The following is a 13241-nucleotide window of genomic DNA, read 5'->3' on the forward strand; positions in this document are numbered from 1 at the left end:
CCCCTCTATCATTAGTCCCTCAAATTATAATTCACTTCTCTTTTTATTTCCAGTTTTTTCATATCTGGTGCTTAAGTGGTAGAAGAAAATTGTCATCGTCTGGGAAAGCAAATAGATTGGGAACGACCAGTACATTTTATAGCCTTTGTCGAAATGGAACAGGCCTACCTTCAGGCCGATCCACTCCAGCAGCATCGAGAACGCAGACCATAACAGGATGTAGGGAATGATCCTGAGCTTTCTGATGTTCCATTTTACGTAAAAATAAAGAAAGAAGTAGCCGTATGGGCCATACATGATATAGCTCATGAAATCGATGAACTGATAAGACGAGTTATCGTTGACGTCATAATAGTCCCAGGGCTTGATTGAGAGGGTATGATCATAAAATAAGCCGATATAAATGCCGAAAATATAATAACCAACGCTCTCCAGCTTGCTGAACAATTTCGGTGCAAACCATATTGCCAGATTCATGACGATCATACTGATGATCACGAACCATTCATTTGCATTGAACGCAGTATCATAAACTTTCATTTTGGCGACTCTCCAATGTTTGTAAAAATGTTGCCAGCTTTAAGACACCTAGCGTGGCAAGCAGGAAACCAGCATTTAATAAAGTCGTATAGAAAAAATTCCACTTGAGATAGGTCAGGATATGAAAATGCACTGCCAGCTTATGTGCGGCAAGCAGGACTCCCAATGCAATCAAAAAAGCTGCCATTTTATAAAAAGGCGTATTGGCTCGCACATAATAATTCGCAAAAAGCACGGTGACCATCGGTGTCAGGATATCCCTGCATAGAAGCAAACAAATGAACAGCCAATGATTCTCGGTCATTTTTAAATAGTGCCATTCCAGCGCCAAAAGCGTCACACATTGGCGCGTTATGATGGCAATCATCATGAAGATCAGCGCATTCTGCAAGAAGTTCAGCGGTTTTTGCACATGATAAGCGAAATGGAGCAGCAATATGGTTATAGTGAAATAAATCGAGAGAGCCATAGTAACATCCTTATAGAAAAATTCATTTCTTAATCCTTACTTTGTCCATCTTCATGCTTCCTAACCATTTAAATTTAAGAAAGCATACAGCAGGAACTGTACGCTTGTGGTCAATAATTGTTCGCGCAGGCGGACATGTTTTCCTTTGTCGTTTGCGGGTGGCAGTGCGATTCCGGGTCCGGGGCTTTTTCGAGTGCCATCCATTTTCCGCGCTTGAACTGGATCGCCAAGACAATTGCACGGAAAGCAATATCAGCGCCAATCGCGATCCAAACACCGGCAAGGCCCCAGCCAAGCTTGATTCCGAGGAGATAGACCAGCACCGTCCGAACAGCCCACATTCCGAAACCGGTAAGGTACATTGGGAACTTGGTGTTGTTCGCGCCCTGAAATGCGCCAGTCAGCACCATCAATACTGCAAGGAATGGCTGGAAAACTCCCGAGATTTTCAATGCTGTGCCGATGTTGTCAACAACCTGTTGATCTTCTGTAAAAAAGCTTCCTGCCCAGTCGCCGAGGAAGAAAAGCAAGGCTCCGAGCACGGTCATTGAACCAACTGTGAGATAGGTCGATAATCTGGCATAATGCTTGGCCTCTTCTAGATTCCCCGCGCCAATTTGCTGTCCGACGAGGATGGTTGCCGCAGTGGCGAAGCCGTAGCCAATCATATAAGAAAATACCTCCACATTCCCGGCAATCTGATGTGCCGCAAATGCATTGGTTCCGAGAGCAACGACGAAACCAAAGTAAACGATTTGGCCCGCGCGCATGACCAGTCTCTCGCCTGCTGCAGGAGCACCAAGCGTCGTAAGCTCCTTTAAATGTGTCTTGTCAATGCTCCAATAATCCTTGCGAAAGGTAAGGGTTTCGGTGCGATTCACATAGTAAAATAATGCAATGCTGCCAATCAGCCGTGAGAACACCGTTGCCAACCCAGCTCCGACAATTCCCATTTCCGGTATGAACAAGAACCCGAAGATGAGAACGTAATCCAGAACAGCATTGATAATATTGATGACAATACTTACCTTCATCGGAGATTTTGTGTCGCCTGCCCCGCGCAGGATTGCGCTTAAAACAAACATAAAGCTCATTACAATGGACGGAATTCCAACAATCCTGAAATAGAGGGCTCCTGCCTCGAGTACTTCCGCTTCTATGCCCATCAGCTTCAGGAGCGGTTCTGCAAAAATCAAGGTTATGACGCCCGTTAAGATTCCAAAGATGGCTGCGAGAACGATGGATTGCTGGGAAATATGCCTTGCTTTTTCAGGGAGATTTGCACCAAGGAAGTTCGCAATCCGCACATTGGCTGCTACACCGATTGCCATGAACAAAGCAAAATAAATAGCCAGGACAGCATTGGTCACCCCTACGGCTGAAACTTCGGCCAGGCCAATTTTCGAGACAAAGTACGTATCAACAAAGCCGAGGATTGTCTGGAAAAAATTTTCAATGACCGCCGGAACGGCGAGCACAGTAATGATTTTCAGCCGCCCTTTATTCGTTTGCGGCATGCTGACTTTCCCTTCAATGACTTCATCCTTCAAATATCCTGCCTCCTTTACAGAGAAATTCAAACGATTAGCACACCATCATAGTGTGCTAATGATTTGTACAGCCTACTCTACTGCAATCACAAATGAAACGGTATAGAGTTTGCTTTTATGTTTAAACTGTCCCCATATCTTGAAAAATCCTTCTTTTGGGAAGCTCGTCATATACTCAACTTTTGGACCTTTCGTTTTTTCGTCGGCTGGATGGACATGGAGGAATTCATTCATGTCCTCGCTGACAATCACGACATGCCCGGCAGAACCAAGATAGGGCTCCAAATCAGTGACAGGGTCTCCCGCCTGATCGCTAAGTTCGAAAACCAGCTTTACCGGTTCATCCACCTTGGCTACAGGAAGGGTCAGCTCGAATTCAAGGTCGTCGACTGTTTTCCTCAGGACCTGATCTGCTTCGATATCAACATTGGCTTCCTGTCCAGTGACCACAAGCTCGTGTGTGGCCAGCTGTTGATTCGCACCTTCCGGCAGGAAATCAGCATACAGTTTATACCTGCCAGCCTGTGGGAATGTCGTTTTAATCTGGAATCTTCCTTTTCCCAGGTAATCAGGGTGAAGATGCTGGAATACAGATAAATCTTTTTTAATAGCCAGGAGATGCATCTCTTTCTCATGGACAGTGGTAAACGCTTCGAAAGCCTTTCCCGATGCATCCTTGATATCAAGGAATATCTCCGTTTCCCGATTACTTTCAATTGGTTCAGGATTTGACTTCCACTCCACCTGGACTTTTGCTGCATTCTGCTCGCCTGAAAGCTGACCATGTCCGTGATGCCCGGCATGAGAATCATGCATGCCATGATCCTGCTTGGCTGCATGGTTACCTTGCATGTCATGATCCTCCTGTTTGGGGGCATGGTTACCTTGCATGTCATGATCCTCCTGTTCGGGGGCATGGTTACCTTGCATGTCATGATCCTCCTGTTCGGGGGCATGGGCATCATGCAGGTTACGATCCTGGTGGGAGGCATGGCTGTCTTGTGAGGTGCCATCAGCCGGTCTGCTTTCTCCCGTTAAACCGTCCTGATGTAAGGAGCCGTGGTGTATGCCACTTTCGTGTTCCTCTTCACGTTTCATTTTCTCTGCCTCCATTTTAAAATTTATTCTTCCATCATATGGCTGAAATGATTCACCACTTTCTTTTGTTCATCCGATGTACCAAGAGGCGTTACATCCGCTTCGTTTTCTTTAAGGTACTCTGTAACCATATTGAGGAGCTGCACTTGCTGTAGTGCCATTTCAATATGCGTTTGCTTTACTTTTGGATCCTTCATTTTCAAAGCTGAAACAAAATTGTCTTTGGCCATCGCCTCTGTTGAAGCTTTAATTTCCATTGCGATATGCCTGTCCATCTTCTGCGTTCCTCTCGTTGTTGTTTCTAATTGGTCCTCTGGGATCTCATCAAAGTTCGGCAACTCCTCGAAATCGCTCTTATCTGGATCAAGCATGTCCAACATGATGCGCACATGACTTCTCATAATTCCTACTTTCTTATTAAGTAACTCAAGTAATTTTTCATCCTTTGCTTCTTTTGCCAAAAGCTTCACCTTCATGATCATGCCGTCATGGGCGGGTAAGTGAGTTGTAATCAAACCTAAATCTGATGCTGGAAGTAACATAAGAATTTCCTCCTTATTTTGGTTGTCTCAAATAACAACTACCACTTTCAGGGAAGCCTAAACTCCACAGAAAATGCATATTTAGCTGATAGGGTCTATTATGTTTGCAATAGAAATTCAGCGCTTATAAAATACTTCATGAGGTATATAAATTATGAAACATCACAAGGACACGAGGACTACTAAGGAGGCGTAAAAGTGAAAAAGGTACTCATAGCAGCAATGATCATTCTTGTATTAGTCATAGCCGGCGGCTGGTTTTTCATGAGAAGCATGGGTGGCGCAGGCGGCAATATGCCGGGCCAGGGCGGCGGCATGATGAACGGCGGCATGGGCATGGGTGATGGAGGCATGATGGGCGGCGGTTCGGGTTCTGGGGAGGATATGCGCAATGACTCTTTGGGAGAGGCAGATAAACCTCTGCCGATCCCGCCAATCCTTGAAGATGAGAACCCCGACCCTGGAAAAGCAGAATACACCCTTGTTGCCAAACAAGGATCTATGGAATTTTTAGAAGGTAAAGCAACCGATACGTTTGGTTACAATGGGAACTATTTAGGACCAGTCATCCGCGTAAAGAAGGGTGACAATGTCTCCGTCAAGGTGAAAAATGAGTTGGACGAAGCTACGACACTTCACTGGCATGGGCTCGAAGTAGATGGCGAGGATGATGGCGGTCCGCATTCCGGAATCCAGCCGGGTACCACTTGGAATCCGGAGTTTACGATCGAACAACACGCGGCAACATTATGGTACCATCCCCATCTTCTCCATGAAACCGGCGAACATGTTTATAAAGGACTTGCTGGTTTATTTTTAATTGATGATGAGGAAAGTGAGAAGCTTGATCTGCCTGACGAATATGGTGTGAATGATATTCCGCTCATAGTCCAGGATAAGCAGCTCGATGAAAACGGACAGTTTGAATATGATTTGAGTATGCATGATGTGATGATGGGCCTCCAAGGTGACACGATCATGGTCAATGGAGCTATCAACCCCTATGTTGAGGTTCCAAAAGGCAAGGTTCGCTTCCGGCTGCTGAATGGGTCAAATGCGCGGATCTATCAATTCGCTTTAAGCAATGGACAGGAATTTCACCAGATTGGGACAGACGGCGGGCTGTTAGAAGAACCCGTAAAGATGAATAGCCTGATGTTGAGTTCGGCGGAGCGGGCCGAATTGATCGTCGATTTTTCTGGCTATGAAGAGGGAGAAACCGTTGAACTGACCGACCAGGGAATGGCATTCATGAAATTTGTCGTCAGCGGCGAGGAGCTAGGACCGAAAGAAATCCCTTCCCAACTAGTAGACATACCAGTAGTAAATGAATCGATGGCTGTAAGAACAAGGGAGTTTGTCATGTCAGGGATGGGCCGGAACGTTACGATCAACGGCAAACAGATGGACATGGACAGGATTGACGAGCAGCTGAAACTCCATGACACAGAGATCTGGGAGATTTCAAATGAGGGAATGGGAATGATGGGCAATAACATGGGCATGGCCCACCCCTTCCACGGACACGGCACCCAATTCCTGATTCTCGACCGAGACGGCAATCCGCCGCCGCCGAATGAGCGCGGATGGAAGGATACAATATTAGTCGAGCCGGGTGAAAAAGTGAGAGCAATCGCAACGTTCGACCATAAAGGTTTATTCATGTACCACTGCCATATCCTTGAGCATGAAGATGCCGGGATGATGGGACAGTTTACGGTAGAAGAGTAAGACTCCGGCCATTCCTGGAGTCTTTTTTTAAAGCACCCTTAGCCGAACAGGAGATGAACCCCTAAGGCAAGCCCAAATACGATCGCGATTGCCTGGTGGATTTTTTTATAGGTGAGATACTTCTTCCCCTTAGCCCACTTGTCCAGGGTCAAGCCAAAGATTACGAGGAAAGCAAACCCTATCAATGTTGCTAATCCGCTGTAGATGCTTTCCCATTCTTCATTTGTCTGCAGAAAAAAGTAAGACCCATGGGCGAGTGCGGCAGAAAATGCAGCCCAGCCTATCAGTGTATGGTGCTCCCTTAACAGCTTGAAAGCTAGCTGAATCCAATTCACAAAAACAAAGTTCCGTTTTTTCAGCTGCAAGAACAACAATCTTACAATCCATAAGGCAAACGCAGTGATTGCCCCTATTTCAGCTATCGTTCCGCCCTTTTCAAAAATCTCGCTCATCAAGTCTGTTTCACCGGTCATAAAGCCTAGGATAAATAATCCTGCAAAGATTGCAATTACGATGTAGCCACCAAATTTGATCCATTTTGACAAAGCATTTTTGGACACACGGCTTCACTCCTTGTCATCCTATTTTATCCTATACCCCAAAACCCATTCTTTATTAGAAAAATGAATAAGCATAAGGACCAAACCCACTTGTTTGATCCTTATGCTTATTTTTAAACCCAGCCTCCAGAAAACTGGATTTATCCATATACTAATAATGTCCCATTCTTCATTCGCGGATAGCGGAATCAGAGATTATCTTGTTTTTGCTCTGAAATACTGCATTTATCATCTCCAACAGTTCACTTTTGCCAAATCGGGCAATGAATTTATGAACCGGCTCGCGCTTTTTCCCATTCTCATTATATATGTCTATGAGAATGTCAACTTTTTGATAAAGCTCATCCTGAGTAAGCTGTTCATATAACAGTGTTCCCGGTCTAGCATCCTGCCCCTTTGATTTTCCCCCAGCATACAGGCTATACCCGTCTTTCACTTTCATGATGCCAATATCGTTGATGAGCGGTTCACCGCAGCCGACCGGGCAACCGGTATAGGCTGGTTTCAGGGTAAAAGGAACAGGCTTGCCGGCAATCCTTTTGTTCAGTTCAATTGCAACGGGCATCCCTTCCTCCTCTGCTCCTTTGCAGAAATTGCATGTACGGAGGCTTTTCACGAAACTACCAACTGGATAGCAGCTAAGTCCCGCCTGGGCAAACTCTGCTATCGCCTCCTCTTTCCTGCTTTCCGGAATTTCGATATACAGCTGTTGAAACGTTGTCAGCTCCAGCTCCTGATCTTCTTCCAGATATTTTGCCAGGATGATTAGTTGTTTGGCATTCAGTTTGGAGCCGAAATCTATCCCGCCGTTAACAGCCAGCTTGATGTTTTTTTCAGTTGCTTCCAATTATATTCTCCCCCTTCCACCTCATTTTCTGAAAATTAATTCTATCATACCGTGAAAAAGTGGAGAATGTATGGATTTTTTGAGAGAAAATCGATTTCGTCAGTCCATTATCGTGATTCCATTAGGAATTTCACCAACGTCAATCGTTTCTATCTTCTTGCTTTCAAGGTCAATAATGCTGACGGTGTTGTCAAACATATTGGTTACATAGGCGAACTTTCCGTCTTTGCTCACAGTTACACCGTGCGCCCCATTCCCTGTTTTGATTTCATCGACAACCGTCTTCGTCTCAAGATCTACTATTGTCATTGAATTGGACGGTGATTCCTCGGTTCCCTGATTGGCGACATACGCAAATTTGCCCTCAGGCCCTATATAGAGCTGTGCTGGACCTATTCCAACTTCTACCTTGACCACTTGCTTCGTTTTCAGATCAACAATCGCCAGTGCGTTTTCAGAGAAAAGTGTAACCGCCAGTGTCTCTCCGTCCTTGGTCACTCCTGTGGTAACAGGTGTATTGCCTGCTTTCATTCTTTCCTCTTCAAATGTCTCCAGATTGATTACACTTATGGTATCCTCACCCATATTGGCGATATAGGCAAATTTGCTGTCCGCTGAAATCCTGAATCCGTGGGGACCATTGCCTGTTAGAATGGTTCTGACAACTTCATATGTTTCAGGGTCAATGACCGAAACTGTGTTATCTTCATTGTTTGTTACTAAAACGTATTTCCCATCCCCTGAATAGACGACATGTGCAGGGTGATTCCCTACTTCCACTTCTTTTAAAAGGTCATTTGTATAGGCATCATAGAATAAAACCTTTCCAGGTGTACCTTCTCCATGATCGCTATGCCCGCCATGACCACCCTCCGTGGGCGGAACCAGAGTGGCCGCAACCACTTTGCCGTCAGGCGACAGCTGGATATTGTGAACGACACCGTCAGCCTGGATGGTTTCAGCCACTTTATTGTCTTTTACACTGACCTTACTGATGGTCCCGCCCTCATTTGCGGTAAAAAAATATCTATCGAGGATTTGTTCCTGTTTGGCCGCTTTTACTGCCGGTTTCTCCTCAACCCTAGTAGCAGTATCCGATCCACACCCTGCCAGAACTATTCCAACAGATGCAAGGATACTAATCATTTTTACATTTAAACGACTCATCATGAGCCCTCCTTTATCGAAATCTACCGTTATGATAATTCGCTAAATCCCACTAAAAATGTTAACTTCATCACAAACTATAGTTTTTCGATGGAAGGTTTAACAACTTTATGAAATCGATAAAATCTGCAAATTTCTGAAGTAGAATTTATTTTTTTTTTTGCAGAGAGCAAGGATAAAGTTAAATAGTTGACTAATCTCTCAGATACGTTAGAATGATATCGAGTTTCGTTATTGAATTTCGATATCAATGAAAGAAGGAATTTTTTATGGAGGATAAAGTCCTCAGGAAACTATTTCTCGGCTTCATCCAGATTCATATTTTGCATCATGCAAAGGAAGAACCTATTTTTGGGCTGTGGATGCTAGAGGAGCTTAAGGAGCATGGCTATTACATTAGTGCAGGCACACTATACCCGATTCTCCACAGTATGGAATCGGACGGTCTTCTTTTAAAAGAAGAAAGAAATGTTGAAGGGAAAATCCGGAAATACTATCGGACAACAGATAAAGGCAATAATGTGCTTGAGGAAGCCCGGAAAAAGGCCTTCGAATTGTTCAGGGAAATCAAGGATTAAGTCAGGATTGAGGGGAGGAAATCAGCTTGTTCCAACTTATGAATGTCAAAGTGGACGGGATACTTCATATCGATGAGTTGAGCATTCCAGCCAATCAGATCACCTGCATTGTTGGCCCGAGCGGCAGTGGGAAATCAACTTTATTGAGATTATTGAATAGCTTGTCGAGCCCGGACCATGGAGAGATCCTTTTTAAAAACAAGTCCATTAGCAGCATGGATCCCCTTCAACTAAGAAGATCCGTCGTGATGGTTTCGCAGGCACCGGTCATTTTTGACGGGACCATTGAAGACAACCTGCAGATTGGTCGTACTTTTTCAGAGAAGGAGCCGGCCAGCGAAGAGGACATGAACTATTTGCTTGAGCTGTTCTCGCTTGGTAAGTTGCTGGACGAAGAAGCTGAGCACCTTTCTGGCGGAGAAAAGCAGCGGCTTTCCTGGGCAAGGGCGATGCTGCTTGATCCTGAAGTCTTTTTGCTGGACGAGCCGACCTCTGCGCTTGATGAGGAGACCGCAAGAACCGTGTTATTGAGGTTCCGCGACTATGTCAGGGAGAAATCCAAGACAGTCATCATGATCACCCATTCGCAAGAGCTTGCTGAGCTGGCTGCCGAGAATATGATAGATATGTCGCGCTATTCAGTGGGGGGCAGTGCGGATTGACCGTCTTCTGATTGCAAGGAAGTATTCCTACTCTGAAGGGAGGCAATGCTGATGGAAAACGTAATGGACCTGGCGTTTTGGCAGCTCTCCGCTGCGTATATTTTCATCCTGATTTTGATCGTTATTGTCAGGGTCCGTGGGATTCCCCGTGAAAAAGAAATCCTGCTGGCGACTGCCCGGATGTCTTTGCAGCTTATACTAGTCGGTTATTTACTTGTCTACCTGTTTGATAACCCGAGTCCGTTTTATACCCTGTTGATCATTGCCATCATGCAGATTTTTGCGATTTATAATGTCTACAAAAGGACAAAGCACCCGCTCGGCTCGGCGATGAAAAAGCATATTGCCTTTGCAATGGCAATCGGTATCTTGACGAGTCTGTTCTTCTTCATTCTCGTCGTCCTTAACGTTACTCCGTGGTACGAGCCGCGTTATTTCATCCCGATTGCCGGAATGATCATCGGGAACTCGATGACAGGCGTGTCCCTAGGCGTGAACAATCTGATTTCAGGCTTCGCAGCGAACAAAGCTCAAATCGAGGGTGCTCTTATGCTCGGGGCTACTCCCAAGCAGGCAGCAAAGAAAGTGGTCAACCAGGCCTTTGATGCCGCTATGCTGCCTACAATCAACTCGATGGTCGGTATGGGGATCATTTTCCTGCCCGGGATGATGACAGGGCAAATACTGTCCGGAACGTCACCAATCCTGGCGGTGGAATACCAGATCGCGATCATGCTAGGGATTGTGGGGAGCGTATCACTGACGGTGATTCTCTATTTGCAGCTGGCCTATAAATCCTTTTTCAATGAACGATTACAATTAGTTATGAAGGAGAAAAAGAAATGACAGAGAAAAAAAGTGTATCTCTCCAGTCTCTGCTGGAAATTTTAATGGTTTCGACCAGGCTTGGGCTGACGTCGTTCGGGGGGCCTGTTGCCCACCTCGGCTACTTCCATGAAGAATATGTCCGTCGCAGAAAGTGGATGGACGAAAAAACTTATGCAGACTTGGTGGCATTATGCCAATTCCTGCCTGGTCCAGCTAGCAGCCAGGTTGGAATTGGTGTTGGTTTGATGCGCGGCGGATTGCTCGGGGGGCTGTTCGCCTTTCTGGGATTCACACTGCCTTCGGTTTTGGCGCTGATCATTTTCGCCATCATTTTGCAGGGATTTGATGTTGGGGATGCCGGCTGGATTCACGGACTGAAAATTGTCGCCGTCGCCGTCGTTGCCCATGCGATCTTGGGAATGGCGCAGAAACTGACTCCCGATTTGCCACGGAAAACGATTGCTTTATTTGCGCTTGCTGCAACGCTGTTATGGCAGACCGCGTTCACGCAAATCGGTGTCATTATCGTCGCTGGTGTTTTAGGATATGTATTATTCAAATCTCACACTGCAACAGATGATAAAAGAATGACTTTTTCAATTTCCAAAACTGTCGGCTATGTCAGCCTAGTATTGTTTTTCGGCTTATTGATCCTCCTGCCGATATTACGTGAAGCGACTTCATTGAACTGGATTGCAATGTTTGACAGCTTTTACCGTTCAGGCTCGCTCGTGTTTGGCGGCGGCCACGTTGTCCTGCCATTGCTTGAACGTGAATTCGTGCCGACAGGCTGGCTGAGCGAGGAAGCCTTCCTTGCAGGTTATGGTGCTGCCCAGGCAGTTCCTGGTCCATTATTCACATTCGCTGCCTATATCGGGGCGATCATTGACGGCTGGCAGGGCGGATTGCTCGCTACTGTGGCAATCTTTTTGCCTGCCTTCCTGCTGATTCTAGGAACTCTGCCATTCTGGGACACATTAAGACGAAACAGCAAGATTAGCCGTGCATTGATGGGCGTCAACGCAGCGGTCGTCGGCATCCTGATTGCGGCGTTTTACCACCCAATCTGGACAAGTTCCATCCTCGAGCCAATTGATTTTGTGTTCGCGGCAGTGCTGTTCAGCATGCTCGTCTACTGGAAGCTTGCACCGTGGATTGTCGTTGTGACCGGGGCTGTTGGCGGGTGGATTCTGTATATGATTTTTTAAAAAATGCGGACAGTTTTGGTTGAATGACATAGTTTTATTGGATTAGCATGATCATTACCGCTTAAAATCTTCGGTTTACTGAGCGAATAAGGTTTTTTCGACCATATATTTAAAAATATCAGCGGATTTTCGAATATATCGACCACATTTTTAAATATATCAGCGGATACTCAAATATATCGACCACATTTCCGAATATATCGACCAAGAGAATCAAACAACACTTGCATAGAGTAAAAAAGAACCTTGACCGCGGTCAAGGTTCTTCTAATTTATTCAAATGTTCCCTTTACAACTGGTACAGCGTTTTCCACCATGACCTTCCCCATCGCAATGACAGTGTCAATTTCAAGCTTCTCATCCAGCAATACGAGGTCTGCATCTCGTCCAGCCTCAATCCTGCCTTTTTGCGAAAGCTTTAGAACCGTCGCCGGGTTCGTGGTAATGACGCGGATAGCCACTTCAAGCGGAATTCCCTCTGATAAGACAGCATCCTTTACTGCTTCATACAAAGAAGAAACCTGTCCAATCTGCAGGCCGACCAATTCACCATTTTCATCAAAATCCGGCAGGCTGGCCTGGCCGTCAGATGTGAAGGTGATTTGGCTGATTCCTACTCCGGCATCCAGCATGCGTTTCAGCGCAATGCTGCATTTTACCTCGCCCTCCTCTAAAAACTTCGGAATCGAACTTGTTGTAAAATCAACCCAGCCGCCTTTTTTTGCATACTCTATACCTGCCTCGAACAGATGCGGGTTGCGGTTGATATGGGTAGGATAAAACTGCCTGATTGGGATATCGGTATTTTCCACAACCTCCTCAATCAGCTGTAAATGGTCATAGCTGTCACCAACATGGACATTGACAATGCCGCTCTTGCCTGAAAGCATCCCGCCAATGCGAGCTGCCGATGCGATCTTCGCCAATTCTTCGGCTGTCGGCTGTGATGAGCGATGGTCAGCAATCGCAATCTCCCCTGCTCCGATTATTTTATCGATTAAAATGATATCGTCCTCGATTTTTCCGGTAAGTGTCTTCACCGGGACCTGGTAGGAACCTGTTTGAACATAGGTGGTAATCCCTTCTTCCTCAAGACCACGGGCTTTGGCAATCAGGTTTGACATCGTCCGTGTCGTCCCGTCGGTGCCTAGCACACCGACGAGCGTCGTGATTCCGGCAGTTGTTGCCTGTGTCAGCTGGATCTCCGGCGTCCTCGTCCGGAACCCGCCTTCACCGCCCCCGCCAATCAGGTGAACATGGGAATCGATGAATCCCGGAACAATCTTTTTGCCAGTTGCGTCGATCACCTTCATATCAACGAAGTTTTCCGGGACTTCAATTTCATCCTCGATAAAGCCGATTTTTCGATCCACAAGCAATATATCTTTCTTTCCCAGGTAATCTGGTGCGTAAATGTCTCCATTTTTGATTAACGTCAGCACTAGGGTCCCCTCCTGCAAT

General features: G+C 45.9%; 14 protein-coding genes. 5 read left to right on the forward strand and 9 right to left on the reverse strand.

Features of this window, described 5'->3' with window-relative positions:
* Positions 1–24 precede the first annotated feature (24 nt).
* From LGO15_RS21590 to LGO15_RS21610, 5 genes are all read right to left on the reverse strand, one after another.
* Positions 25–540 (reverse strand): hypothetical protein, encoded by a 516-nt coding sequence (locus tag LGO15_RS21590; protein WP_226085871.1) that lies wholly within the window; start codon positions 538–540, stop codon positions 25–27.
* Entirely contained in the window at positions 527–1009 is a 483-nt protein-coding gene (locus LGO15_RS21595; RefSeq protein WP_226085872.1) for a hypothetical protein, read from the reverse strand. The genes LGO15_RS21590 and LGO15_RS21595 overlap by 14 nt, the downstream gene beginning before the upstream one ends.
* A 110-nt stretch (positions 1010–1119) precedes the next feature.
* Positions 1120–2559 carry an MATE family efflux transporter gene (locus LGO15_RS21600; RefSeq protein ID WP_226085873.1) on the reverse strand — a complete coding sequence of 480 codons (1440 nt, stop codon included), beginning with the start codon at positions 2557–2559 and terminating at the stop codon, positions 1120–1122.
* A gap of 72 nt (positions 2560–2631) precedes the next feature.
* Entirely contained in the window at positions 2632–3657 is a 1026-nt protein-coding gene (locus LGO15_RS21605) for a hypothetical protein (RefSeq protein ID WP_226085874.1), read from the reverse strand.
* Positions 3658–3680: 23 nt separating this feature from the next.
* Positions 3681–4199 carry a hypothetical protein gene (locus LGO15_RS21610; RefSeq protein WP_226085875.1) on the reverse strand — a complete coding sequence of 173 codons (519 nt, stop codon included), beginning with the start codon at positions 4197–4199 and terminating at the stop codon, positions 3681–3683.
* Positions 4200–4397: 198 nt separating this feature from the next.
* On the opposite strand from LGO15_RS21610, the gene LGO15_RS21615 reads away from it, so the two are divergent.
* A complete protein-coding gene (locus tag LGO15_RS21615) occupies positions 4398–5930 on the forward strand; it encodes a multicopper oxidase family protein (RefSeq protein WP_226085876.1) in 1533 nt (510 codons plus the stop codon).
* Positions 5931–5968: 38 nt separating this feature from the next.
* Here the strand turns inward: LGO15_RS21615 and LGO15_RS21620 are convergent, their stop codons facing one another.
* The 3 genes from LGO15_RS21620 to LGO15_RS21630 all read right to left on the reverse strand — a co-directional run bounded on the left by LGO15_RS21620 (position 5969) and on the right by LGO15_RS21630 (position 8507).
* A complete protein-coding gene (locus LGO15_RS21620) occupies positions 5969–6490 on the reverse strand; it encodes a hypothetical protein (RefSeq protein ID WP_226085877.1) in 522 nt (173 codons plus the stop codon).
* 169 nt (positions 6491–6659) lie between these two features.
* The gene (locus LGO15_RS21625) at positions 6660–7337 is read right to left on the reverse strand and encodes an NAD(P)/FAD-dependent oxidoreductase (protein WP_226085878.1); all 678 of its coding nucleotides are present in this window, start codon (positions 7335–7337) and stop codon (positions 6660–6662) included.
* A 99-nt stretch (positions 7338–7436) separates the two neighbouring features.
* Complete coding sequence (locus tag LGO15_RS21630; protein WP_226085879.1) at positions 7437–8507, reverse strand: YncE family protein; 1071 nt, start codon at positions 8505–8507, stop codon at positions 7437–7439.
* 266 nt (positions 8508–8773) lie between these two features.
* Here LGO15_RS21630 and LGO15_RS21635 point away from each other — a divergent pair, with 266 nt between their 5' ends.
* The 4 genes from LGO15_RS21635 to chrA are packed head-to-tail and all read left to right on the forward strand — an operon-like array spanning position 8774 to position 11780.
* Positions 8774–9082: a PadR family transcriptional regulator gene (locus tag LGO15_RS21635; protein ID WP_226085880.1), complete on the forward strand. Its 309-nt coding sequence runs from the start codon at positions 8774–8776 to the stop codon at positions 9080–9082.
* Between the two features lie 26 nt (positions 9083–9108).
* Positions 9109–9744, forward strand: a complete 636-nt coding sequence (locus tag LGO15_RS21640; RefSeq protein WP_413231361.1) for an ABC transporter ATP-binding protein — start codon at positions 9109–9111, stop codon at positions 9742–9744.
* 51 nt (positions 9745–9795) lie between these two features.
* A complete protein-coding gene (locus LGO15_RS21645) occupies positions 9796–10590 on the forward strand; it encodes an ABC transporter permease (protein ID WP_226085881.1) in 795 nt (264 codons plus the stop codon).
* The gene (gene chrA / locus LGO15_RS21650) at positions 10587–11780 is read left to right on the forward strand and encodes a chromate efflux transporter (protein WP_226085882.1); all 1194 of its coding nucleotides are present in this window, start codon (positions 10587–10589) and stop codon (positions 11778–11780) included. Before LGO15_RS21645 ends, chrA begins: the two co-directional genes overlap by 4 nt.
* A gap of 272 nt (positions 11781–12052) precedes the next feature.
* Here the strand turns inward: chrA and iadA are convergent, their stop codons facing one another.
* A complete protein-coding gene (gene iadA / locus LGO15_RS21655) occupies positions 12053–13222 on the reverse strand; it encodes a beta-aspartyl-peptidase (RefSeq protein WP_226085883.1) in 1170 nt (389 codons plus the stop codon).
* Positions 13223–13241: the final 19 nt, after the last annotated feature.

Source organism: Mesobacillus sp. S13 (assembly GCF_020422885.1).
Lineage (GTDB): Bacteria > Bacillota > Bacilli > Bacillales > Cytobacillaceae > Mesobacillus > Mesobacillus selenatarsenatis_A.

Excerpts from the sequence above, each read along its gene's own strand:
- LGO15_RS21590 (WP_226085871.1), bottom strand. The coding sequence starts at position 540 with ATGAAAGTTTATGATACTGCGTTCAATGCAAATGAATGGTTCGTGATC.
- LGO15_RS21595 (WP_226085872.1), bottom strand. The coding sequence starts at position 1,009 with ATGGCTCTCTCGATTTATTTCACTATAACCATATTGCTGCTCCATTTC.
- LGO15_RS21605 (WP_226085874.1), bottom strand. The coding sequence starts at position 3,657 with ATGAAACGTGAAGAGGAACACGAAAGTGGCATACACCACGGCTCCTTA.
- LGO15_RS21610 (WP_226085875.1), bottom strand. The coding sequence starts at position 4,199 with ATGTTACTTCCAGCATCAGATTTAGGTTTGATTACAACTCACTTACCC.
- LGO15_RS21630 (WP_226085879.1), bottom strand. The coding sequence starts at position 8,507 with ATGATGAGTCGTTTAAATGTAAAAATGATTAGTATCCTTGCATCTGTT.
- LGO15_RS21635 (WP_226085880.1), top strand. The coding sequence starts at position 8,774 with ATGGAGGATAAAGTCCTCAGGAAACTATTTCTCGGCTTCATCCAGATT.
- LGO15_RS21645 (WP_226085881.1), top strand. The coding sequence starts at position 9,796 with ATGGAAAACGTAATGGACCTGGCGTTTTGGCAGCTCTCCGCTGCGTAT.
- chrA (WP_226085882.1), top strand. The coding sequence starts at position 10,587 with ATGACAGAGAAAAAAAGTGTATCTCTCCAGTCTCTGCTGGAAATTTTA.